20 protein-coding genes and 1 tRNA gene are annotated in these 21,245 nt (G+C 64.8%); 9 read left to right on the top strand and 12 right to left on the bottom strand.

Going from position 1 to position 21,245, the window contains the following annotated elements; all coding sequences use genetic code 11:
• The first annotated feature begins 23 nt into the window (after nucleotides 1–23).
• Together serA and ABIA42_RS26895 are read left to right on the top strand one after the other, a co-directional pair.
• A complete protein-coding gene (serA, locus tag ABIA42_RS26900) occupies nucleotides 24–1,613 on the top strand; it encodes a phosphoglycerate dehydrogenase (RefSeq protein ID WP_370119442.1) in 1,590 nt (529 codons plus the stop codon).
• 283 nt (nucleotides 1,614–1,896) lie between these two features.
• Entirely contained in the window at nucleotides 1,897–3,069 is a 1,173-nt protein-coding gene (locus ABIA42_RS26895) for an acetyl-CoA C-acyltransferase (RefSeq protein WP_271532121.1), read from the top strand.
• 60 nt (nucleotides 3,070–3,129) lie between these two features.
• Here ABIA42_RS26895 and ABIA42_RS26890 read toward each other — a convergent pair whose 3' ends face one another.
• The gene (locus ABIA42_RS26890) at nucleotides 3,130–4,110 is read right to left on the bottom strand and encodes a LysR family transcriptional regulator (RefSeq protein WP_370119447.1); all 981 of its coding nucleotides are present in this window, start codon (nucleotides 4,108–4,110) and stop codon (nucleotides 3,130–3,132) included.
• 171 nt (nucleotides 4,111–4,281) lie between these two features.
• On the opposite strand from ABIA42_RS26890, the gene ABIA42_RS26885 reads away from it, so the two are divergent.
• A complete protein-coding gene (locus ABIA42_RS26885) occupies nucleotides 4,282–4,761 on the top strand; it encodes a nuclear transport factor 2 family protein (protein WP_035672127.1) in 480 nt (159 codons plus the stop codon).
• A gap of 5 nt (nucleotides 4,762–4,766) precedes the next feature.
• On the opposite strand, the gene ABIA42_RS26880 is transcribed toward ABIA42_RS26885, so the two are convergent.
• Nucleotides 4,767–8,237 (bottom strand): PAS domain S-box protein, encoded by a 3,471-nt coding sequence (locus tag ABIA42_RS26880; RefSeq protein WP_370119450.1) that lies wholly within the window; start codon nucleotides 8,235–8,237, stop codon nucleotides 4,767–4,769.
• A 671-nt stretch (nucleotides 8,238–8,908) separates the two neighbouring features.
• On the opposite strand from ABIA42_RS26880, the gene ABIA42_RS26875 reads away from it, so the two are divergent.
• Both ABIA42_RS26875 and ABIA42_RS26870 read left to right on the top strand, forming a co-directional pair.
• A complete protein-coding gene (locus tag ABIA42_RS26875) occupies nucleotides 8,909–9,343 on the top strand; it encodes a phasin (RefSeq protein ID WP_370119452.1) in 435 nt (144 codons plus the stop codon).
• Nucleotides 9,344–9,824: 481 nt separating this feature from the next.
• Nucleotides 9,825–9,901, top strand: a tRNA-His gene (locus ABIA42_RS26870).
• Nucleotides 9,902–10,041: 140 nt separating this feature from the next.
• Here ABIA42_RS26870 and tcmP read toward each other — a convergent pair.
• From tcmP to ABIA42_RS26855, 3 genes are all read right to left on the bottom strand, one after another.
• Nucleotides 10,042–10,722, bottom strand: coding sequence for a three-Cys-motif partner protein TcmP (gene tcmP / locus ABIA42_RS26865; protein ID WP_370143668.1), 681 nt, complete (start codon nucleotides 10,720–10,722; stop codon nucleotides 10,042–10,044).
• Between the two features lie 241 nt (nucleotides 10,723–10,963).
• Nucleotides 10,964–11,377 (bottom strand): nuclear transport factor 2 family protein, encoded by a 414-nt coding sequence (locus tag ABIA42_RS26860; RefSeq protein WP_370119458.1) that lies wholly within the window; start codon nucleotides 11,375–11,377, stop codon nucleotides 10,964–10,966.
• 83 nt (nucleotides 11,378–11,460) lie between these two features.
• Complete coding sequence (locus ABIA42_RS26855; RefSeq protein ID WP_370119460.1) at nucleotides 11,461–11,841, bottom strand: hypothetical protein; 381 nt, start codon at nucleotides 11,839–11,841, stop codon at nucleotides 11,461–11,463.
• Between the two features lie 185 nt (nucleotides 11,842–12,026).
• On the opposite strand from ABIA42_RS26855, the gene ABIA42_RS26850 reads away from it, so the two are divergent.
• Nucleotides 12,027–13,274 carry a vanadium-dependent haloperoxidase gene (locus tag ABIA42_RS26850; RefSeq protein WP_370119463.1) on the top strand — a complete coding sequence of 416 codons (1,248 nt, stop codon included), beginning with the start codon at nucleotides 12,027–12,029 and terminating at the stop codon, nucleotides 13,272–13,274.
• Between the two features lie 129 nt (nucleotides 13,275–13,403).
• On the opposite strand, the gene ABIA42_RS26845 is transcribed toward ABIA42_RS26850, so the two are convergent.
• Nucleotides 13,404–13,682 carry an AEC family transporter gene (locus ABIA42_RS26845; protein ID WP_271532139.1) on the bottom strand — a complete coding sequence of 93 codons (279 nt, stop codon included), beginning with the start codon at nucleotides 13,680–13,682 and terminating at the stop codon, nucleotides 13,404–13,406.
• 173 nt (nucleotides 13,683–13,855) lie between these two features.
• Here ABIA42_RS26845 and tenA point away from each other — a divergent pair, with 173 nt between their 5' ends.
• A complete protein-coding gene (tenA, locus tag ABIA42_RS26840) occupies nucleotides 13,856–14,530 on the top strand; it encodes a thiaminase II (protein ID WP_271532141.1) in 675 nt (224 codons plus the stop codon).
• A gap of 415 nt (nucleotides 14,531–14,945) precedes the next feature.
• On the opposite strand, the gene ABIA42_RS26835 is transcribed toward tenA, so the two are convergent.
• The 3 genes from ABIA42_RS26835 to ABIA42_RS26825 all read right to left on the bottom strand — a co-directional run bounded on the left by ABIA42_RS26835 (nucleotide 14,946) and on the right by ABIA42_RS26825 (nucleotide 17,307).
• Nucleotides 14,946–15,098 carry a hypothetical protein gene (locus ABIA42_RS26835; RefSeq protein ID WP_370119467.1) on the bottom strand — a complete coding sequence of 51 codons (153 nt, stop codon included), beginning with the start codon at nucleotides 15,096–15,098 and terminating at the stop codon, nucleotides 14,946–14,948.
• A 116-nt stretch (nucleotides 15,099–15,214) separates the two neighbouring features.
• Complete coding sequence (locus tag ABIA42_RS26830) at nucleotides 15,215–16,138, bottom strand: CoA ester lyase (RefSeq protein WP_370119470.1); 924 nt, start codon at nucleotides 16,136–16,138, stop codon at nucleotides 15,215–15,217.
• A gap of 2 nt (nucleotides 16,139–16,140) precedes the next feature.
• The gene (locus tag ABIA42_RS26825) at nucleotides 16,141–17,307 is read right to left on the bottom strand and encodes a CaiB/BaiF CoA transferase family protein (protein WP_370119473.1); all 1,167 of its coding nucleotides are present in this window, start codon (nucleotides 17,305–17,307) and stop codon (nucleotides 16,141–16,143) included.
• Nucleotides 17,308–17,807: 500 nt separating this feature from the next.
• On the opposite strand from ABIA42_RS26825, the gene ABIA42_RS26820 reads away from it, so the two are divergent.
• Nucleotides 17,808–18,149, top strand: coding sequence for a hypothetical protein (locus tag ABIA42_RS26820; protein WP_370119476.1), 342 nt, complete (start codon nucleotides 17,808–17,810; stop codon nucleotides 18,147–18,149).
• Between the two features lie 339 nt (nucleotides 18,150–18,488).
• Nucleotides 18,489–19,166 carry a ParA family protein gene (locus tag ABIA42_RS26815; protein WP_100233799.1) on the top strand — a complete coding sequence of 226 codons (678 nt, stop codon included), beginning with the start codon at nucleotides 18,489–18,491 and terminating at the stop codon, nucleotides 19,164–19,166.
• 77 nt (nucleotides 19,167–19,243) lie between these two features.
• On the opposite strand, the gene ABIA42_RS26810 is transcribed toward ABIA42_RS26815, so the two are convergent.
• From ABIA42_RS26810 to ABIA42_RS26800, 3 genes are all read right to left on the bottom strand, one after another.
• Nucleotides 19,244–19,390 carry a hypothetical protein gene (locus ABIA42_RS26810; RefSeq protein WP_370119479.1) on the bottom strand — a complete coding sequence of 49 codons (147 nt, stop codon included), beginning with the start codon at nucleotides 19,388–19,390 and terminating at the stop codon, nucleotides 19,244–19,246.
• 38 nt (nucleotides 19,391–19,428) lie between these two features.
• Entirely contained in the window at nucleotides 19,429–19,671 is a 243-nt protein-coding gene (locus ABIA42_RS26805) for a hypothetical protein (RefSeq protein WP_370157172.1), read from the bottom strand.
• Nucleotides 19,672–19,933: 262 nt separating this feature from the next.
• Complete coding sequence (locus ABIA42_RS26800; protein WP_370119482.1) at nucleotides 19,934–20,842, bottom strand: 4-hydroxy-tetrahydrodipicolinate synthase; 909 nt, start codon at nucleotides 20,840–20,842, stop codon at nucleotides 19,934–19,936.
• Between the last annotated feature and the right edge of the window lie 403 nt (nucleotides 20,843–21,245).

Genomic DNA, 21,245 nt, shown 5'->3' with positions numbered 1-21,245 from the left:
GGGACGGTGAAGGACACATCCCCATGACCAAACCCAAAGTTCTCATTTCCGACGCGCTCTCGCCCGCCGCCGTGCAAATCTTCAAGGATCGCGGCGTCGAGGTCGACTTCCAGCCCAACCTCGGCAAGGACAAGGACAAGCTCGCCGAGATCATCGGCAATTACGACGGCCTTGCGATCCGCTCGGCGACCAAGGCAACCGCCAAGATCCTCGAGAAGGCGGCGAAGCTGAAGGTGATCGGCCGCGCCGGCATCGGCGTCGACAATGTCGAGATTCCCGCCGCCACGGCCAAGGGCATCATCGTGATGAACACGCCGTTCGGCAATTCGATCACGACCGCCGAGCACGCCATCACGCTGATGCTGGCGCTGGCCCGCGAGATCCCGCAGGCGGACGCCTCGACCCAGGCCGGCAAGTGGGAGAAGAATCGCTTCATGGGCGTCGAGATCACCGGCAAGGTGCTCGGTGTCGTCGGCTGCGGCAATATCGGCTCGATCGTCGCCGACCGCGCGCTCGGCCTGCGCATGAAGGTGATCGCGTTCGACCCGTTCCTGTCGCCGGAGCGCGCCAAGGACGTCGGCGTCGAGAAGGTCGAGCTCGACGATCTCCTGAAGCGCTCGGATTTCATCACGCTGCACACCCCGCTCACCGACAAGACCAGGAACATCATCGACGCGGCTGCGATCGCCAGGATGAAGAAGGGCGTGCGCCTGATCAACTGTGCCCGCGGCGGCCTTGTCGACGAGCAGGCGGTGGTCGATGCGCTCAACTCCAAGCAGATCGCGGGCGCCGCCTTCGACGTGTTCGTCGAGGAGCCCGCGACCAAGAACGTGCTGTTCGGCCATCCCAACGTGATCTGCACGCCGCATCTCGGCGCATCCACCACCGAAGCCCAGGAGAACGTCGCGCTCCAGGTCGCCGAGCAGATGTCGGATTACCTGCTCACCGGCGCGATCTCGAACGCCGTCAACTTCCCCTCGATCACGGCCGAGGAAGCGCCGAAGCTGAAGCCGTTCATCGCGCTTGCCGAGAAGCTCGGCTCCTTCGCCGGCCAGCTCACCGAGACCGGCATCCTCAAGGTCGAGATCACCTATGAGGGCCACGTCGCCGAGATGAAGATCAAGGCGATCACCTCCGCCGTGCTGTCCGGCCTGCTGCGCCCGATGCTGGGCGAGATCAACGTGGTGTCCGCGCCCGTCATCGCCAAGGAGCGCGGCATGGTGGTGGACGAGATCGTGCGCGCCGCCCAGAGCGACTATGAGAGCCTGATCACCGTCACCGTCACCACCGAGCGGCAGGAGCGGTCGGTCTCGGGCACCGTCTATGCCGACGGCAAGCCGCGCCTCGTCGACATCAAGGGCATCCGGGTCGACGCCGAGTTCGGCAAGTCGATGATCTACGTCACCAACGAGGACAAGCCGGGCTTCATCGGCAAGTTCGCGAGCCTTCTGGGTGATGCCAAGATCAACATCGCCACCTTCCATCTCGGCCGCGTCGCACCCGGCAGCGATGCCATTGCGCTGGTCGAGGTCGACGGCGCGGTGCCGGCCGACCTGCTCGCCAAGGTGCAGGCCCTGCCGCAGGTCAAGCAGGCCAAGGCGCTGACGTTCTGATCGGCTCCCACCTTCGTCATGGCCGGGCTTGACCCGGCCATCCACGTCTTGCCACTGGCACGAAGAACGTGGATGCCCGGGACAAGGCCCGGGCACGACGCGTGGATAGCACCCCACGGAATGACGGTCATCATATATTCCGACATGCGGAACAACGCCGCCCTCCCGCGAGGGCGGCGTTTTGTCGATGCTGCGCCCCGTTTTATTTTCCCCGCGGCCGTCAAACTTTGTGTACCAATGGCGCCAGGACGCTCCGTACCAATCGTTCGAAAGGGAGAAAACAATGCGTGAAGCCGTCATCGTTTCCTATGCGCGCACGGGCCTGGCAAAATCCGGCCGCGGCGGGTTCAACATCACGCCGCCGATGTCGCTCGCGGCCCACGCCATCCAGCACGCGGTCGACCGCGCCGGCGTCGAGAAGGACTATGTCGAGGACTGCTATCTCGGCAATTGCGCCCATGGCGCGCCGAACATCGGCCGCCAGGCCGCGCTGCTCGCCGGCCTGCCGAAGACCACCGCCGGCGTCTCGGTGAACCGCTTCTGCTCCTCCGGGCTTCAGACCATCGCGATGGCCGCCAACTCGATCCGCTCGGACGGCGCCGACTGCATCGTCGCCGGCGGCGTCGAGAGCATCTCGATCCCCGGCGGCGCCACGCCGAAGGAATCGATCGATCCAGAGCTGCTCAAGGTCGCCCCCGACATCTTCATGGCCATGATCGACACCGCCGACATCGTCGCCGAGCGCTACAAGCTCAGCCGCGAATATCAGGACGAGTTCTCGCTGGAATCGCAGCGCCGCATGGCTTCGGCGCAGCAGGCGGGCAAGTACAAGGACGAGATCGTCCCGATGAAGACGAGGATGAAGGTCGTCGACAAGCAGACCAAGGCGGAGAGCATCGTCGACTACGTCGTCGATCGCGACGAGTGCAACCGGCCGGAGACCACGCTGGAAGGTCTCGCCAAGCTCGAGCCGGTGAAGGGGCCCGGCAAGTTCGTCACCGCCGGCAATGCCAGCCAGCTCTCGGATGGCGCCGCCGCCGTGGTGCTGATGGAAGCCAAGGACGCGGAGAAGCGCGGCCTGAAGCCGCTCGGCCGCTTCGTCGCCTGGGCGACCGCCGGCTGCGAGCCCGACGAGATGGGCATCGGTCCGGTGTTCGCGATTCCGAAGCTGCTCAAGCGCACCGGCCTCAAGATCGACGACATCGATCTGTGGGAGCTCAACGAGGCCTTCGCGAGCCAGTGCCTGTACTGCCGCGACAAGCTCGGCATCGATCCCGCCAAGTACAACGTCAACGGCGGCTCGATCGCGATCGGCCATCCCTTCGGCATGACCGGCGCCCGTCTCACCGGCCACCTCTTGCAGGAAGGCGCCCGCCGCAAGGCCAAGTGGGGCGTGGTGACGATGTGCATCGGCGGCGGCCAGGGCGGCGCCGGCCTGTTCGAGATCTACAGCTGATCCAGGCGACAGGAATGCGAAAGGGCACGGCGCAAGCCGTGCCCTTTTCGTCATCCGGCGTCAGGCGGAGACGCGACGCTTGGGCGCTGAACGCGCCACCGGACCCAAGCAGCGCGCCACCGTCTCGAACAGCCAGGCGACACCGGCATCCGCCATCGCGGCTGGTGAGGCGACGACACGCACCGGGTCGGGCGTCCACGGAAACGGAACGGGACGCATCACCAGGTCGAAACGCGCGGCATGGCGTTCGACCAGATGGCGCGGCAAGGTCGCGATGAAATCGCTCTCGGCGAGCTGCGCCAGCGCCAACATGAAGTTCGGCACGGTCAGCGCCACGCGCCGGGAATGGCCGCGTTCGGCAAGCCTGACGTCGACGATCCCGAGCGCATCACCGGTCGCCGAGACCAGCATGTGCCGTGCTGCCAGATAGGTCGCGAGCGTGACCTTGCGGGCCATCGTGTGGCCCTTGCGCATGGCGACGACGAAGTCCTCCTCGAACAGCAGCCGTTCTGCGTAATGTGACGGCAACGGGCCGACCGGCAGCACGGCGAGGTCGAGCCGGTGTGAATCAAGCTCGGAGAGCGTGTCCTGCCAGACCTGGCTCGACGACTTGCCATGACGTTGCGGCATCAGCTGCAGCAGCCGGATGTCGATCCCCGGGCCCTCCCGGGCCAGGGTCTCGAGGAGAGACGCGAGAAACACCGCGGCCAACGCATCCGGTGCGCCGATCGTGAACGATCGCCTCGCCGTTCGCGCGTCAAAGGGCTCGGCGGCCGACACGATCGCATCGAGGCGCGCCAGGAGTTCGGCGACGGGACCTGCAAGCGCGAGCGCACGCTCCGTCGGCTTCACGCCGCTCGGCGTCTTCAGAAACAACGGATCGTGGAAGATGCGCCGCAGCCGGGCCAATCCGTGGCTCACCGCCGAGGGCGTGAGCTTGAGCTTGTCCGCTGCGCGCGAGACCTGGCGCTCCTCCAGCACGGTGCTGAACACGACGAGGAGGCTGACGTCGATCCGGGCAAGCTGAGCAGGATTCATCATGATCCTGAGATCTTATCACTGGATTCATGACGCTCAAAGCGGCATCCAGGGTCTCGTACAGCCACGTCGGACCCTCAACACCGGAGCCCTCGAATGAAGAACGATCAAGCCTCTCGCGCGCCCGCGCCCGCGGCGGTGTCCAGGCGTCACACGCTCGCAGGGATGGCGTGCATGCCGCTCGTCGTCGCCGAGGCGGCCACAGCCGACGACGTGATCGCGAAACTGATCGACCATACCCAGCAGGCGAACGCGGCGCTGATGCGCGGCGACGTCGGGGCCTACCGGCAGATGATCTCCATCACCGACGACTTCGTGCTGATGTCTCCCTTCGGCGGGGTCCCGTCAAAGGCCGCGGAGTACACGCCCGAAAGGTGGGAGCGGATGGGCCGGTTCTTCAGGAACGGGACGCACAGGCAGGAGGTCGTCCAGACCTATGGCTCGCAGGACATGGTCGTCCTGGCGCTGATCGAGCGGGACAGCGTCGAGGTCGGAGGGCTGCCCGCGCAGGAATGGGCTCTGCGCGTGACGCTCGTCTACCGGCGCGTGGGCACCGAGTGGCACCTGGCGCATCGCCACGCCGACCCGCTGGCCAACGGCATCAGCCTGCAGCAGGCGGCGGCGCTTGGGCGCGGTCTTCCCGCAAGCCAGTGAGCGCCTCAGGCCTTCGCCAGCGCCGGCGCGAACACCACCTCGATCAGCGTGCCGTGGCCCGCGCTCTTGATGTTGAAGCGGGCGCGGTTGGCTTCGACCAGCGCCTTGGTCAGCGACAGGCTCAGCGCCGAGCTGTCCGCGGCATCGCCGGGCGGCGGGGTGCGGAACGGCTCCATCGCGGCGGCGACCTCGCGCTCGGTGAGGCCGTGGCCGGTGTCGCGGATGCGCAAGGCAATCTCGCCGCGGTCGGTCAGCGCGGTCGAGACGATGACCTGGCCGCCGGCGCTGGCGAGCCGGATTGAGTTCGAGATCAGGTTCATGGTGATCTGCCGCATCGCGCGCGCATCCACGTTGACCTGCGGCAGCGCATGGGCGAGCGAGGTGCGGATGATGATGCGCTCGCGGTTGGCCTGCGGCTGCATCACCGCGACGCAGGCTTCGACGAGGTCGTTGAGGTTGAGGTTGTCGAAGGTGAGGTCGAGCTTGCCGGTCTCGATCCGCGACAGCTCCAGCAGGTCGTCGATGATGGCGATGACGCGCTCGCCGGAGGCGCGGATGTCCTTCATGTATTCGCCATAGCGTTCGTTGCCGAGCGCGCCGAAGCGTTCGGAGATCATCACCTCGGCAAAGCCGATGATGGCGTTGAGCGGCGTGCGGATCTCGTGGCTGATCCGCGCCAGCATGTCGGCCTTGGCATTGGCCGCGCCGTCGACGAGGCGGCGGGCCTGCGTCAATTCGCTCTCGCCCTTCTTGCTCTGCGAGAGGTCGCGGAACACGGCGAAGAAGTTCGGGCCGTCGGGCCGGGTGCGGCCCATGATCATCGCGAGCGGAATGACGCCGCCCTTCTTCTCGCGTCCCAGCACCTCGCGGCCGTGGTCGAGCAGGCTGGCAATGTCCTGGCTCTTCAGGCTTTCGAGATAATCGGCGACGATCTGCTGGCTCTCGGGCGCGAACAGCGTCGAGAGGTTCTGCTCAAGCAGCGCTTCGCCGTCATAACCGAACAGCGCCTCGGCGCTGCGGTTGCAGGCGTGGATGTTGCCTTCGGCATCGAACATGACGATGCCCTCGGCCGTGGTGTCGAGGATGGCGGCGAGATCCTCGGCCTCGGCTTCGCCCGCCGCGGATTCGGGTTCGTAGGAGTAGGACGCTGAGACGACGGACTCGGTGACGACGGATTCGGCAATCACGGTGTCTGCGATGACAGGCGCCGCGGCGACGGGTGTCGCCTGCGGCAGTGCGCAGATCAGCGCGTGCGCGCTCTCGCCGTCCCAGTCGATCGTGTGCAGATGCGCTTCGGTCGTCGCAAGCGGCGCTTCGCCGTTCGCGACCGTCGCGCTGATCGTGACGGGCGTGCCGCCTTGCGAGGTGCTGCTCGCTGACGACACGCCCGGCTCGACATAGAGCGCATCGAGCCCGCCGGCATTCTCCAGCGCGCCGAGGCTGGCATAGCCCATACGCGCGAGGAAGGCGGGATTGGCGTAGAGCAGGCGGTCGAGCCGGTAGATCAGGATTCCCGTCGGCAACAGATCGAGCAGCGTGCGGTCGCGCGCGCTGGCGCCGCGCGCCGGGGCCGCGGGCTCGCTCAGCCATTCGGCCGCGGTGTGCGGCACCTCGGGCTCCGGCGCCGATGGCTCGGCTGCGGTCTCCGCCGCCGGCTCGGCCGCATCGGCCGCGATGGTCTCGCGATCGCGTTCGAGCCGTTCGGACAATTGCCGCGCGAGCTCGTTGAACGCGCTGTTCTCGACCGGCGTCAGCGTCGGCGGTCGCGTGTCGCCGGACGGTCGGAACGGCACGACATTGGGAGGCGTTTCCACGGGCGTTTCCAGATCGGTTGGGTGTGAATTCGCGTCGGCTGTGGACTCTGGCAGTTCAGGCTCGGGTGCGGGCGGCTCGATCGGCGGCGGCGCTGCAGTTGCTTCTGGCTCTGCTTGGGGCTCAACTTCGGGCTCGGCCTTCGGCTCCGCATCGGGCCCGGCGTCGTCAGCGGCGAGGTCCTGCTGCGCCGGCGGCGCGACGAGCAGCTCGAAGCGGCGCAGCGCCTCGAGCCGGTTGAGGCCGTCGAGATCGCGGCAGACGCCAAATCCCCTGAAGCCCGCGAAATTGCGCTCGCGGTCGTAGACCGGCAGGCCCGCGAGCTCGACCGGGAGACGCTCGTCGCCGTCGGCCGGCCAGTTCACCGTGATGCCGGCCCAGGTGTCGTGGCTCGCAAGCGCCTGCGCTACGCGCCCGTCCGGGTCGAGCGAGAATGTTTCGGCGATCTCGCGCCAGGGGCGGCCGAAGCCGGCGGCCGTGTGCGCGCCGATCAATCGGATGAATTCATCGGAGAGAAGCACAAAGCGGCCCTCTGCATCCATCTGCCAGAGGAAGCGCAGCGGATGCTGATGCGGTGCGGGCGGCTCCTGCTGGCCCGAGGACTCTTGGCCCGACGGCGGCTCGACCATGCCGTGAGTGATCGGCACAACCTGCGGCGACACAATGGCCTCTGCCGGGTTTTCAACCGGAGTTTCGGGCGCGGCGTCGGCCGCCGCGGGGGCGATCGGCTCTTCAATGGTCTGGACCGGTGCGACGTCCGGTATCGCCTCGCAGGCGGGCTGCTCGGGCGTGTGCGCGATCGTCTCGGCTGGCGCAGCTGTTTCGACCGGATCGGTGAGGGCGTCGAACAGCGCGAATGCGGACGGCGCCGCGTTCGGCAGCGCGGGCTGCGCGTCCTCCCGCCCCGCGGCCGGAGGCTCGACGGGGGTAGCCTCGGGCGCGGGCCGGGCCGGCTGGCCCCGTGCGATATCGGGCGCCACCTCGGACGCGGCATCGCGCGCCGCCGCTGTCTGGGCGGCAGGCTCGATCAGCGCGACCAGGCCGACATCGGCCCCCGCGCCGACCCTTTGCAGCACCATCTGGCCGATGCCGATCGGCGTCGCGGCGCGGCCGGTCGCCAGCGCATCGCTGCGTGCCCGGTCGAGGCCGGCCTCAAAGAGATCGCGGAAGCCGAGCAGGGAGCGGGCGGCCTCGCTGGCGCCGACGAACAGTCCGTCCGGCGCGAACGCGGCCATCGGCACGCTGGCGCCCGCGACCAGGCGATGCAGCCGCTCGACCAGCGGCATCGGGCGCGAGGTGGGATCCATGGCGGTGACGAGCACGGCATGGCCGCCATCGGCAAAGTCGAGCCGCGCGCAGGCGCAGGTCATCAGCGTGCCGAGCCGGGCACCGAAGCCGCGCAGCCGTTCGAGCCGCACGGTGCCGTTCGCCGGCAGCTGGCCCGCGAGCCGCGCCACCTGGCGGCGATGGCGATCCGCCGGGCCGAACACCTTGTCCGCGAGGCCAGCGCTGTTCGCCGCGCCGAACAGGTTTGCGCCGACCGGATTGGCCCACAGCACGCGCGAGCCGTCGACCGACCACAGCCAGGTGGCCAGCGGCGAGGTCGCATGCACGGCCAGCCGCGGATCGCCCACACCTCGCAACTGGAAATCCGAACGCGTCATAAGGCCGGCTGTAGCTCGCGCATCAGGTGGCGGCTGCCGGAATGGCAGCCTTAAGAAAGAGTTATCGCCCGAGAGGCGCGGGCAGGTCCACGGCCCCGGCCCTGAAAGGGCACCTCTAAGCCGCGATAACCTTAATGGTGCCAACCCCGCAAGCGCAGCGATGCTGCATCCAAGGGATTCGCGGGTGAGGCGGTCATAGCCCGTGCCGCACAAGAGGTGCCCATCCTCCCCTGGAGGGGGAGGATCGGTTCGGACGCAGCGAAGCGGAATGCGAACCGAGGTGGGGTAACAGGCTCTCCACCTAGGCAGTGCCCGAGTGGAGAGATCACCCCACCCCGCTCGCGCTGCGCGCGATCGACCCTCCCCCTCCAGGGGAGGGTAAGAAAGCCGCTCGTCATCGCGCGCTCTCCGCACCCCATTACCTCAACCTCCGGTTCCCCCGTACCGGAACCTCACCCTCCCCGAGATTAAATTTCGCAGCGCACCCTCATGGCGCGTTGCGATGCACAATGTTGACATGATAGGCACATATAGTGCTGGGCGCTGGGCGAGCCATCTCATTCGTTTCGCGTTTCCAGTCTTCGTACCCGCTGAATGCGAGGGCCCGCGATCGGGGCCGGCGGGCGCGCCAGAAGGCTCACTCGATTTTTTCATTAGCGTGAGGGACAACCATGACAGGTGCGACTGATCCGTTTTCTGCCTCGATCATCCCGTTCGAGGTTCCCGAGCAGATGCGTGCGTTCGCCGAAAAAGGCGTGTCGCAGGCCCGCGAAAACTACGCCAAGTTCAAGGACGCCGCCGAGACCCACAACGGCACCGTCGAGGCCGTCTTCACCTGCGCCAGCAAGGGCGCGAGCGAGTACACCGCCAAGCTGGTCGAGTTCATGAAGGCCAACACCAGCGCCCAGCTGGACTTCGCCCAGCAGCTGTTCGGCCTGAAGTCGCCGGCCGAAGCCCTGGAGCTCTGGACCGGCCACACCCGCAAGCAGTTCGAGACCTTGCAGTCGCAGGCCAAGGAGCTGGTCGAGCTCAGCCAGCGCGTCGCCGCCGAGACCGCCGAGCCGATCAAGGCCAGCGCCTCGAAGTACATGCCGCCCGCCGCCTGAGCGGTGAGGCCGGTTTGGTCGGTATGATCCGGAAAAGTGTGTAGCGGTTTTCCGATCAGATCATGCCAAACAATAGAAACCCGGGCCGAAAGGCCCGGGTTTTTCTTCGCCTCTCCCGCTTGCGCATATGGGAATCCAGGAAGGTCGTCATGCCCGGGCCTGTCCCGGGCATCCACGTTCTTGGTGCCGCGGGCAAAGGCGTGGTTGGCCGGGACAAGCCCGGCCATGACGATGTGGAAGCTAAGCGCCCGAACCGCCAGCGTCATATGCGATGACCCCTGCCCGCAAGCGGAAGAAGGGAGCGCAACACCTTTTTGGTCGCCATCAAGCCCGATTTCATCGCGCGGAGGGTGATTTCCGCTGGTTATTCGTCCGTTTGCGGCCTTGCCAAAAACGCCCGTTGCACCTAGTTTCCGCCCCGTCCAGCCCCCTCGGCATCGGCCCTTATCCAAGGGCGCCCCAAGGCGCGGCTCGCCAGGATGCAGTTGTAGCTCAGTTGGTTAGAGCGCCTGTCTGTGGAACAGGAGGTCGGTGGTTCGAGCCCACCCAACTGTACCAATGGTTCAACAGATCAGCCTAACCTCGGTGACAGACGTGGGTCTGTCTGGGCGCGGCTGCTCCGCATTTCCCGCCAGCTTTAGGTCGCGCAGCACACGTCACGGCTCAAGTGAAGGGGGCTGCGGCGTCTGGCCAGAAATTTACACTGTACCCCTTGGGACAATTCGATGCTCTGGTTTGTAGGTTCGCTCTCTTGGCTTCATCCCAAGAACCTCAACCTTGCCCTGCTTCCGCAAGTCGTTGATCCATGCGTTAAGGTCGCTCTTCCGCGTGAGCGGCGTCTCCATGATCGGCCCGACTATGTCTCCGAACAATCGGCCCTCGGCGTGAGAACGAAGCAGTTCAAGAAACTTGGCGTGCGCCTGCTCAAGCTGCATCTTGCGTTCATCTTCATAGGAAGCGACCGCGCCGTCTGAGATTGCTGACCCGAATAATCCGGGCTGGCCGGTACGCAATACTGCGGCTTGATACTTCACGTCGATGCGAAGGCTCTCTTGCACATCGATCGCCTTCTGCTCGATCGCGCGAAACTCTTCAATTCCCTTGCGATGGCGTGTGGCATAGATCAGGTAAAAATAAGTTCGGTCGGACTTTGGTTTTAGAATACGCGTTGAAGTGACGTGAGCGTAGCCGCCCGCCTTCTTGAGACGCTCAGTGTAGACTTTGATGGCGGCGGCTTCACGTGTCATACCCGTCTCATGCAAAATCTTCCAATCATCGAACCAGGCTGCGCCAAAGAGATCATCAAATTGTTGAGCGATGTTCGGCCTGGGATCGTCGATGAATCGGTTGATGTGGTCCGACATGAAATTGATAAGCACTTCCCCCCCTCAGTTTAAGCAGCGGCGTAATCTTCTGAAGCGGATATGCGGCTTGATCAATCGTGGAGCGGTTCTTGGTGCTGGTCGTAAATAGACGATCACACCGGCCGCGACGAGCGGCAGGCCAAGCAGCTTTGCGAGCCCGAAAGCCGCCGTAGTGCAGCGCCAGCAGCTTGCGCCGACTTCACTCGAAAACTGCGCTTGTTGCTCCATTCAAACGTGAGGATCCTTCAACCCAATCTCATCGTGCGCAGGAGGTCATGGCCTTGATCTGCGCAGTGTCCGCAAACTCGATCAGCTCAGCGATTTTGCCGTCCTGAAATCTGAACAGGTCCAGGATCTCGGTGCTGGAAGCCTGCCCGGTTGGACGGTATCGAACGACAACTCGGGAATGGACGGCGACCCGGTCCCCGTCAACCAGCTCAGCCAGGATTTCGCGGCCTTCGAAGCCGAAGGCCTCAATCAATTTACCGAAGGCACCACGCAGGGTGGGGTGCCCCTGCATGCTTCCTGTCAGTTCGAGCGCGCTTTTGTCGCCCATCAAGGTGAACAGACCCTGCGGATGAAAAGCTGTCACCAGGCCCTCAGTGTTACCGCCGTCGCGCGCGGCGTAGGCGCTCCTGACCACTGCGAGCATCTCTTCGCGTTGTCCCATGTTAACCTCCCTGAAGACGTATCAGGACAGACTAGCGACCTTTGCGTGTAAACGCAAAATCATCGGGACCGTGGTGCAAGTGCTCAGCGCGCCACCACCCACACCACCACCACCACCACCGGCAACGTCACCGCCGCCAGCAGCGTCCCCAGCGCCACCGCGCCCGACACCGGGCTCACCAGCCGCTGACTGCACCGCGAAGATGTACGCGTTCGCGCCGGTCGCATCGCCGCGAACAGCACGACGACGGCTAACGGCGGCAGGTCGAGCAGTCGTGCGAGCACGAACGCGGCCGCCGGCATCGCCAGCAGCTTGAGCGCGCACATCACCGGGATGCTGAGCTTCTCGCCCTTGACCTCGAAGCGGAACAGGTTGATGCCGAGCGCGATGGGCCCCGCCGCCGATCCCGCTACGCCAAGGATGCGATGGGTGTACCGAGACTGCCGAGATGAGGGGTCGCGCATCAGGTAAGGCAGTCGATCTTACTTTTTGGATCGCGTCTTCAGAATTCTACAGCGAAGGCAATGATGAGTGTAAAGTGTCTCACAGCAGCCGGCTTGCTGTCATCTTAAGATCGTTCTGCACTTCCATGTTCTTGCGCGGCCCGTCCGTACAAGGTGTCGCTCTCTTGACAACGAGGAGCATGAAGATGAAGACGTTCCTTGCAACGAAATCTCCATTCTTGATCATCGCCGCTCTCGCAGTTTGCGTCGGCACCGCGCGTGCCGATGTCATCATGGATTGGAACGCGAAAGCAGATGCGATTGCCGCTGAAAAGAAGGTTTTCCCTGCGCCTCAGGCCCGGACGATGTCGATGCTTCACGTTGCCATGTTCGAGGCCGTCAACGCGATCGAAAGGCGGTACGCTCCATACAAGCTGGATCTCGTAGCAGACCGCTCAACGTCCAAGGAAGCCGCAGCGTCGGCTGCGGCTTACAACATTCTTCTGACGATCTACCCGGACCAAAAATCAGCCCTTGATGCGGCGTTGCTTGCATCGCTTTCCGGCATCCCGGATACGGACGGAAAGGCGAATGGAATCGAGCTTGGAAACATTGCCGCTTCCGGCGTGATAGCGTTGCGCAGGGATGACGGCAGTGACGCTCAGGAGATTTATCGCCCCTATACAGCCCCGGGTGTCTATGTGCCGACCGTGGTGCCGGCTGCCTCGACGTCTGGAGCAACTTCCCCTTGGGTCATCACGTCGGGCTCACAATTCCGTCCAGTGCCACCACCGGCGCTCGATTCCGAGACCTGGACCAGAGACGTCAACGAAATTCGGGAGCTCGGTGCTCGCAACAGCACCACCCGAACACCAGAGCAGACGGCGATCGGACGCTTCTGGTTCCTGGTCGGGCCTCCCAGTTTCAATCCAATCATCCGGCAAGTCGCATCGGCCAAGCACATGGACGTCGTCGATTGCGCTCGTCTGTTCGCCCTCGCCGAGATCGCTGCGAACGACGCCATCGTTGCCGTCTTTGATGCGAAGTATCATTACAATTTCTGGCGGCCAATGACGGCCATTCGCAACGCGGACATCACGCACAACCCGATGACGCCACGCGAAGCGTCCTGGTTGCCGCTGGGTGAAACGCCAATGCATCCCGAATACCCCTGCGCCCACTGCATCGTATCAGCTGCGGTTTCCACGGTTCTCCGGTCCATCGCCGGCGACGAAATGGAGTTGTCGATGACCAGCCCCACTGCGTCAGGTGTGACTCGCAAATGGGCCAAGCTCCAGGATTATAGCGATGAGGTCGCAAATGCGCGCATCTATGCCGGTTTCCATTACCGTTTCTCGACCGAGGTCGGAAAGGACATGGGCAGGAAGATCGGTGATTTGACTGTCAGGACCCAGCTTCGCGGGCTGGAAGCGCGAGTTGATCCGAAGCAGTAAGTGTGTCTCGCATCCAGGCAGAGCAAGTAGACGTCTGAACAGGGCGGGCAGGGCCGCCAGTGCTCTGCCTGCTTTTCATTGCGGCTTGTTGCCCGCTCCGAAGCAGATATCTTGCATTTGTGAGGGCGCCTATCTCACCCCCGCCACCATCAACACCACCACCGGCAGCGTGATCGCCGCCAGCAGCGTTCCCAGCGCCACCGCGCCCGAGACCGGGTTCACCAGCCGCTGATACTGCACGGCAAAGATGTACGCGTTTGCGCCGGTCGGCATCGCCGCGAACAGCACGATGACGCCGGCGGCGATCGGCGGCAGGTCGAGCAGTCTCGCCAGCACAAACGCCGCTACCGGCATCACCGCCAGCTTCAGCGCGCACATCACCGGGATGCTCAGCTTCTCGCCCTTCACCGCGAAGCGGGGCGGGTTGATGCCAAGCGATCAGTGCGGCTCGAAGCGGGGCCTATCCGCAACGTTGCTCAAAGCCAGCTTTGTCCGCCGCCACCGTAGCTCCTCCGTTCGCAATGCGCTATCGGTAGCGAGCTAATGACGTTTGATGGACAAGCAAGCAGGCGGAAAAGATCGTGAGTTTTTTCGAGCGTCTCAAGACAGCCGCGTCCACTGAGTGGCGGGCCTATACGGAGCATCCCTTCACGAACGGATTGGCGGACGGCTCGCTCCCCGAAGCGGCGTTTCGTCACTACCTCGTTCAGGACTACCTGTTCCTCATCGAGTTTGCTCGCGCGTACGCGCTCGCGGTCTACAAGTCCCCCAGCCTTGCCGACATGCGTGAAGCCACGGCAGGCCTTTCGGCCATCCTTGATGTCGAGATGAACCTGCATGTGAAGCTCTGTGCCGAATGGGGCCTGTCCCCGAGCGACCTCGAACAAGCCCCTCCGGCGGCCGAGATGCTGGCCTATACGCGCTACGTGTTAGATTCGGGAATGCGCGGCGATCTGCTGGCGCTCAAGGTCGCGCTTGCGCCTTGCGTGATCGGGTACGCGGAGATCGCAACGCGGCTCGCTTCGCGCCCCGATGCTGACGCCGCGAGGAACGCCTATCGCGTCTGGATCGCCGAGTACGCCGGCGTGGCGTACCAGGAGGTCGCTGCCAAGGCTCTAGCGCATATGGAGCAGCTCGCCGATCTCTACGCCACGCCGGCCCGCGAGGCCGAGCTGATTGCGATCTTCAAGGAAGCCACCCGCCTCGAGGCAGACTTCTGGGAGATGGCCTGGCGCGCAGGCCAAGGTGTCGCATAGGGGTGTCGGCAATCGTCAGGCGCCCCTACTTCCGCCCGCCACCATCAACACCACCACCGCAATAAGTCTCCATGCGCTCTCCTGAACGCTGATATCCAAGCCGCACGAGCGAATTGTGGGCCTGCGTTCGGCTGGACAAATTCGCCATTTGGAGTAGCCTTTTCAGACACAGCAACATGTTAGCGGAGGTTCTCCGTGGAACATCGCGGCGTAAGCTTCTCAATCGTTGAAATGAGCTACCCGGCTGGTTGGAAGTGGACTGTCGGAAAGGGCCGAACAGTGTCGGTCGGTGTCTGTGCGACGAGGCTTGACGCGATCCGCCAGGCCCAGACCTTCATCGACGCGATCATGGACTGGGCTGCCTAGGCTGAGTCAAAATGCTCGCCTTCGATTGGTCCGGTGGGCCATCGCGAGCCTACCTCACCACCCCCACCACCACCGGCAGCTTCGCAGCCGCCGCCAGCAGCGTCCGCAGCGCCACCACGCCCGACACCGGGTTCACCAGCCGTTGATACTGGACCGCGAAGATGTAGGCGTTCGCGTCGGTCGGCATCGCCGCGAACAGCACGATGACGCCGGCGGCAGACCGAGCAGCTTTGCCAGCACGAACGCCGCCGCCGGCATCATGCCGGCCGCGATCAGCGCGACCACCGGCGCGACGATCAGCGATATGGCCATGCGCAGCTACGAGCCCAGTTCGATGATCCTGCGCGCCATCCGCACATTGGCATAGTCGATCATCTTGCCGTCGAGCGTGACCGCGCCCTGTCCCTGCGCCTCAGCCGTCTCCATCGCTTCGACCACCCGCCGCGCCTGGGCCAGCTCTTCGGCCGACGGCGTGAACGCGCGCAGCGTCGGGTCGATCTGGTCGGGGTGGATCACCTGCTTGCCGTCAAAGCCCATCGCGGCGGCCTTTTGCGCGCTGGCCTCAGTCAGCCTGGCATCGCGGAAGGCGCCGCAGGGGCCGTCGATGGCGCGCAGGCCGAAGGCACGCGCGGCGACCAGCAGACGCATCATGGGATAGGCGAACAGGTCGAGCGGCGCGGAGGCGTAGCCGCCTCGCGCCGAGCCGACGTGGCGGTAGCCGTCCGGCGAGATTCCGATGTCGGAGGTGCGGGCGCCGAGCGAGGCGGCGAAGTCGCCGACGCCGAGATGCAGCGCGGCCACGCTTTTGTGGCACGCGGCTAGCGTGTCGACATTGACGAGGCCCAGTGCCGTCTCGATCAGCAGTTCGAGCGCGACTGGCGCGGCGCGATCCGGCGCGGCGGTGCGAAGCTGATCGGCGATGGCGGCGATGTCGCCGGCGCGCTCCGCCTTCGGCACGATCACCGCATCCAGCCGCGGCAGCGCCGCCAGCGTGCGGATCTCCTGCGCGACGAAGGGGCTGTCGACGGCATTGAGCCTGACCGTAACGCGCTTGCTGCCCCAGTCGAGCGAGGACAGCGCGCGGACGGCTTCCTCCAGCGCAGCACCCTTCTCGGAGGGCGGCACCGCGTCCTCGAGATCCATGAACACCGCGTCCGCCCTTGAAGCCGCTGCCTTGGCGACGAGACGGGCGCGATGCGCGGGAACAGCCAGATAGGCCCGGCTCGGTCGCAGCGAGGCCATCGTCACGTCTCCCTGCCGAGGCCGAGTTCACTGAGGATGGACTCGTTGTGCTCGCCGACATCGGGCACCGGATCCATCCGCGGCTTCACGCCGGGAATGGTGAGCGCCGGCAGGAAGCTCATCACCGGCCCGCTGGGCGAGCCGACCGTCTGCACCCGCGAGCGCGCGTGAAGCTGCTCGTGCTTCAGGAAGGCCTCGACCGAGTTCAGATGCGCATTGGCGATCGCGGCTTCGTCCAGCAACCGCAGCACCTCCTCGCTCGTCATGGATGCAAAGCGCTGCTCGATATGCGCTTGCAGATCGTCGCGGTTCTGCATGCGCAGCGGATTGGTGCGGAAGCTCGGATGGTCGGCGAAGCCGGCGTCGCCCAGTACGATGCGGCACAGCGAGCGCCATTCCCGGTCGTTCTGGATGCCGAAGAAGATGGTGTTGCCGTCGCCGACGCGAAACGGTCCGTAAGGCGCGATCGTCGCGTGCTTCGCGCCGGTGCGCGGCAGCGGCCGGCCCGTGCTCTCGGTGTAGAACGCGGGATAGCTCATCCAGTCCGTGATGGAATCGAACAGCGAGGCCTGGAAGGCCGTGCCCTTGCCGGTCCGCTCGCGGGCGTACAGCGCCATCAGCACGCCGTTGAGGATGTACATGCCGGTGGCGATGTCGACCACGGAAAGCCCGACCTTGGCGGGCTCCGCCTCGGTGCCGTTGATGGCGAGCACGCCGGCCTCGCACTGCACCAGGAGATCATAGGCCTTCTTGTTGCTGTAGGGTCCGCCGCTGCCATAGCCCGAGACGTCGCAGGCGATGAGGCGCGGAAATTTTCGCACGAGCGATGCGGCGTCCAGACCGAGCCGCTCCGCCGCGCCGGGCGCGAGATTCTGGATGAACACATCGGCCCGCGGCAGCAGGGCTTCGAGCACCTTGCGGCCTTCGGGGCTCTTGATGTCGATCGCGAGGCTTTCCTTCGAACGATTGGTCCAGACGAACTGGCTCGACATGCCGTTCATCACATGATCGTAGTCCCGGCAGAAATCGCCGCTTCCGGGCCGCTCGATCTTGATGACCCGCGCGCCCCAATCCGCCAGGTGCCGGCTGGCCAGCGGCGCCGCGATCGCCTGCTCGAGCGAGACAACCGTAACCCCCGAGAGCGGAAGTTCCGCCTCATTCCCCTCCATGCGATCGCCTCCACTTCCCACGCTTTTGATCAGCGCAGGAGACAGGCCACCCCACGCGCATCTTTTTGATGATGCCATCATGCCCCTGTTTTGCCCGACAAGTCAAACTCGACTTCGTTAAATCCTAAGAATGGAAATGCTGAGGGATTGCCGTCACTTGGCTACTGTGCATGGGGTTGTTTTCTCAAGTTTTGTGTTGTGAGGGGGGCCGAACTCGGGTGAGTGTGAGCTGCGGTCTCTATCAGCGAGCAGCTGTCGTCCCCCGCCTTGCGCGCAAGTGCGCACTGGGGCGGGGGATCCAGTACGCCGCGGCTTATCGAGGAACTTCAGGCGTCTCTGGAATACTGGGTCGCCCGGTCGAGCCCCGCGCCGCCAACGTTTCGCCTCAGTCGGCGCCCTGTTGCCGAGACCGCACACGTCGCGCCTTTCGCATCTGCCCTCGTTGCCAACGCACCGCCGTTCACCCACTATTCCCAAGGACTCATCACGTGGGGAAATCGATGTCGGCATTTCGCTTGAAGAAGTCACTGGCCGCCGCAACCCTCGGGCTTGCCCTCGCCGTTCTGGCCCTGCCGCGCGCCGGCTTCGCCTACACCCAGGAGGAGCAGCAGGCCTGCTCGCCGGATGCGATGCGGCTGTGCAGCGAGTTCGTTCCGAACGTCGATGCCATCACCGCCTGCATGATCAAGAAGAAGGCGCAGCTCTCGCCGCAATGCCGGGTGTTCTTCCGCCCCGAGCCGGGCGAGGTCCGCGCCGGCAAGCCGACCAACATCGCGCCCAAGGCTGCGAAGACCACAAAGCCGGCGCCGAAGGTGGCCAGAAGGAAATCCAGCGAAGGCTGAGCGCGGACGCCGGCTTCGCGACAGCCACTGGACTCCTTTTGTTCACGCGACGCCGCGCAAGGCTTGCGGCCATGACAGCCGCGGGCGACGGAAAAGAGTCGCCTGCAGGTTTGCGCGGCAAGGTTGCGTTGTCCCGCTTGTTGCTCAAATAACGCACAAAAGCCCGGGCGAGCGGTGTTTCGCTTGGGTCTGGGTCTCTTTCCCGCGGAGCAGTGTGACTCAAAAGCCAACACGCCTTGTTATTTCGTGGCTGTAACGCAACCCCTGATAAATTTTTCTTTCCCGAATCAGCGCGCTGATTCATTTTCGCGGCCTGGGGTCAATCTGGAGGCCGAAGGTATGAACGTTATTGTTTTTGCATCGCGTAAGGGCGGCTCGGGCAAGAGTACCCTGGCTGCACATCTCGCCGCGCAGATCAAGGCGAGCAAGCAGGTCATGCTCGTGGATGCCGATCCGCAGGGCTCGCTCACGCTGTGGCACAAGCTGCGTGGCACCAACGAGCCGCCGATCAAGGCTGCCGTGAACTCCGTCAGCGGCATCGTCTCCGCTGCCAAACGCGACGGCTATGAATGGGTGTTGATCGACACGCCGCCGAACCTGTCGGCCGTCGTCGACGACGCGATCCGCAACGCGACGATGGTGATCATTCCGGCGCGTCCCGGCGTGTTCGACGTCAACGCGGTGCAGGAAACCATCCAGATGTGCCGCGCCGCGCGCAAGCCCTACGCGGTCGTGCTCAACGGTGCGCCGGCGCGCCGCGACGATGCCGAAAGCCCGATCGTCACCATCGCCCGCGAAGCGCTGGCCAAATTCCGTGCTCCGGTGTGGGGCGGCCAGATCACCAATCGTTCGGACCTGCTGATGGCGCTGAGCCACGGCGAAGGTGCGCGCGAGTATCAGGCCGAGAGTCGTGCGGCCCAGGAGATTGCACGGCTGTGGGCGGCGATCGAGCGTTCGGTCAAGGCTATTCGCGGCACGGCGTCGGCTTCCGGCGCAATGCACAAGCAGGCGGCTTAATTTTCATTGTTCATTCCCCGGACGAAGAACGCGCGGACAAGCCGCGCGTTTTGCGTTTCTGCACCGGTGAAGATGAGTTACGCCACCATCAGCATGTAGAACACGATGACCGGCGACAGGGTGAGGATCACCGACCAGATGCCGGCGGCCCAGAGAATGTCCTCGGTGGTAAAGCCCTGCTGTCTGGCGTCGTAATGCGACGCCATTTCATTCTGACTATTCACAAACGCCTCCGCGATTTCTTCGCTTATGGGCGTCAGTGTTAGCGGGGATGTTTTAAGATCCGGATCGCAGCTGCCCCGGCATTTTGAACACAGGTGCTACCGCGGGTTAACCATCCCGCGCGCGCGTCCGTCAGCCGACCAGCCAGAGGCGAAACAGCAGCACCGGCATCAGGCCGAGCATCACCGCCCAGAAACCCGAACGACGACACCACCAGAATTCCCTGCACGAGATCGGCGGGCGCGAATTGCCGCGCGGCCGTCGGGCGGATGCGATGTCCCATGGTCATTCCCCCTCTGTAGGTCCCGGAGGATAGGCGCGATTGCGTAAACGAGCCGTGGATGTGCCATGCGGCGGGAGCGAAGGCGATTGAGGAGCGGTTAACCACGGGGCGGTGCTCTTACCCTCCCCTGGAGGGGGAGGGTCGGCAGGCGATCGAGCGAAGCGAGATGGCGTGACGGGGTGGGGTGATCTCTCCACTCGGGCACTGTTCGTCACGGAGAGACCGTCACCCCACCCCGCTCCAGGGGAGGGAAACAGAAGCCCTACGCCGCGACTTTCGTCCGTCGTTCGATCTCGCGATCGATCGCCGCTGCGAGCTCGCTGCTCACTTCAACCATCGGCAGGCGCACTTCGGGACTGTCGATGAGGCCGCTGCGCCACAGCCAGTACTTCGCCGGCGCGGGGCTCGGCTCGGCGAACAGCAGCCGCGTCAGCTCGGCGACCTCGTTCCAGCGCGCCAGCGCAGCATCATGATTGCCGCGCTTCAGCTCGGCATGCACGGCTGCGAACGTTGCGGTCTCGACATGGGCCGACAGCACGATGCCGCCATCGGCGCCGTCGCTGAGCGCCTCGAAATAGTTGGCATCCTCGCCGGTGAGCACGCGAAAGGCCTTCGGACGGTCGCGCAGCAGCGCGATCGACTGCTCGCGGCTCGCGCCGCAATCCTTCAGGCCGACGATGTTCCTGTGCTCGGCGAGCCGCAGCAGCGTCTGGTTGGTGATGTTGACGGAGGTGCGATAGGGGATGTTGTAGAGCGCGAGCGGCCATGCCGCGTGGTCGGCGAGCGCCTCGAAATGCGCCAGCAAGCCGCGCTGCGACGGCCGCACATAATAGGGGCTGGCGATCAGGTAACCGTCGATCGGCCAGTCCGCGGTCTCGTCGAGGCGCTCCTTCAGCCGCGAGGTGTCCGCGCCCGAGAGTCCGAGGCAGATCGGCACGATGCGGCCGCTGGCTGCCATCTCGTCGCGCACCACGGCGACGAGACGTTCGAGCTCGGCCTCGCGCAGCGTCATGCCTTCACCGGAGGTCGCCCCCAGGATGAAGCCGTCGATGGCTTCCGCGCCGTAGTGCCGCGTCAGCCGCCGCAGCGATCTCTCGTCGAGCGCGCCGCCGTGAAACGGCGTCACCAGCGGCAGCCACAGCCCGCGCAAGTGATCTTCAAGTCCGGTCATGTTCCATCTCCTTCCAGGGAAAAAGCCTGAGACGGAGGGCACATGAAAAAACCCCGTCCAGGCGGCGGGGTTTTCGGGATTTGCAGCGATGACGAAGTCAGCCTAGTGCGCGCAAAGATCCGAGGTCCCCGACTGGGGGCCTTTTTTCGAATTGGCTGCGCACGACTTCGTGATCATCTACAAATGATGCGGGGTGTGCCTGGAACTGTCAATACACGCGGAGGGTGAAAGCTCATGCGGGCGAAAAAAAGCCGGACCCGAAGGCCCGGCTTAGGTATTGGCCACGTGAGGCCGACACAATCACCTTCCAAGAGGGATTACTGAACTCCCGCGCCACTGGAGGAGGGGGACAAATGCGCAACGCGAAGGCTCAGCGTACAAACATTATGGGCTCGCCCAGTGT

This window comes from Bradyrhizobium sp. USDA 327 (assembly GCF_041262065.1).
Taxonomy (GTDB): Bacteria; Pseudomonadota; Alphaproteobacteria; order Rhizobiales; family Xanthobacteraceae; genus Bradyrhizobium; species Bradyrhizobium liaoningense.
The sequence above is the reverse complement of the archived record's forward strand: the minus strand, read 5'-3'. Positions and strand labels throughout refer to the sequence as shown.

Excerpts from the sequence above, each read along its gene's own strand:
- ABIA42_RS26875 (WP_370119452.1), top strand. The coding sequence starts at position 8,909 with ATGACAGGTGCGACTGATCCGTTTTCTGCCTCGATCATCCCGTTCGAG.
- ABIA42_RS26880 (WP_370119450.1), bottom strand. The coding sequence starts at position 8,237 with ATGACGCGTTCGGATTTCCAGTTGCGAGGTGTGGGCGATCCGCGGCTG.
- ABIA42_RS26860 (WP_370119458.1), bottom strand. The coding sequence starts at position 11,377 with ATGGGACAACGCGAAGAGATGCTCGCAGTGGTCAGGAGCGCCTACGCC.
- ABIA42_RS26895 (WP_271532121.1), top strand. The coding sequence starts at position 1,897 with ATGCGTGAAGCCGTCATCGTTTCCTATGCGCGCACGGGCCTGGCAAAA.
- ABIA42_RS26800 (WP_370119482.1), bottom strand. The coding sequence starts at position 20,842 with ATGACCGGACTTGAAGATCACTTGCGCGGGCTGTGGCTGCCGCTGGTG.
- ABIA42_RS26890 (WP_370119447.1), bottom strand. The coding sequence starts at position 4,110 with ATGATGAATCCTGCTCAGCTTGCCCGGATCGACGTCAGCCTCCTCGTC.
- ABIA42_RS26820 (WP_370119476.1), top strand. The coding sequence starts at position 17,808 with ATGTCGGCATTTCGCTTGAAGAAGTCACTGGCCGCCGCAACCCTCGGG.
- serA (WP_370119442.1), top strand. The coding sequence starts at position 24 with ATGACCAAACCCAAAGTTCTCATTTCCGACGCGCTCTCGCCCGCCGCC.
- ABIA42_RS26855 (WP_370119460.1), bottom strand. The coding sequence starts at position 11,841 with ATGCGCGACCCCTCATCTCGGCAGTCTCGGTACACCCATCGCATCCTT.
- ABIA42_RS26830 (WP_370119470.1), bottom strand. The coding sequence starts at position 16,138 with ATGGCCTCGCTGCGACCGAGCCGGGCCTATCTGGCTGTTCCCGCGCAT.
- ABIA42_RS26805 (WP_370157172.1), bottom strand. The coding sequence starts at position 19,671 with ATGGGACATCGCATCCGCCCGACGGCCGCGCGGCAATTCGCGCCCGCC.
- ABIA42_RS26885 (WP_035672127.1), top strand. The coding sequence starts at position 4,282 with ATGCCGCTCGTCGTCGCCGAGGCGGCCACAGCCGACGACGTGATCGCG.
- ABIA42_RS26850 (WP_370119463.1), top strand. The coding sequence starts at position 12,027 with ATGAAGACGTTCCTTGCAACGAAATCTCCATTCTTGATCATCGCCGCT.
- ABIA42_RS26815 (WP_100233799.1), top strand. The coding sequence starts at position 18,489 with ATGAACGTTATTGTTTTTGCATCGCGTAAGGGCGGCTCGGGCAAGAGT.
- ABIA42_RS26825 (WP_370119473.1), bottom strand. The coding sequence starts at position 17,307 with ATGGAGGGGAATGAGGCGGAACTTCCGCTCTCGGGGGTTACGGTTGTC.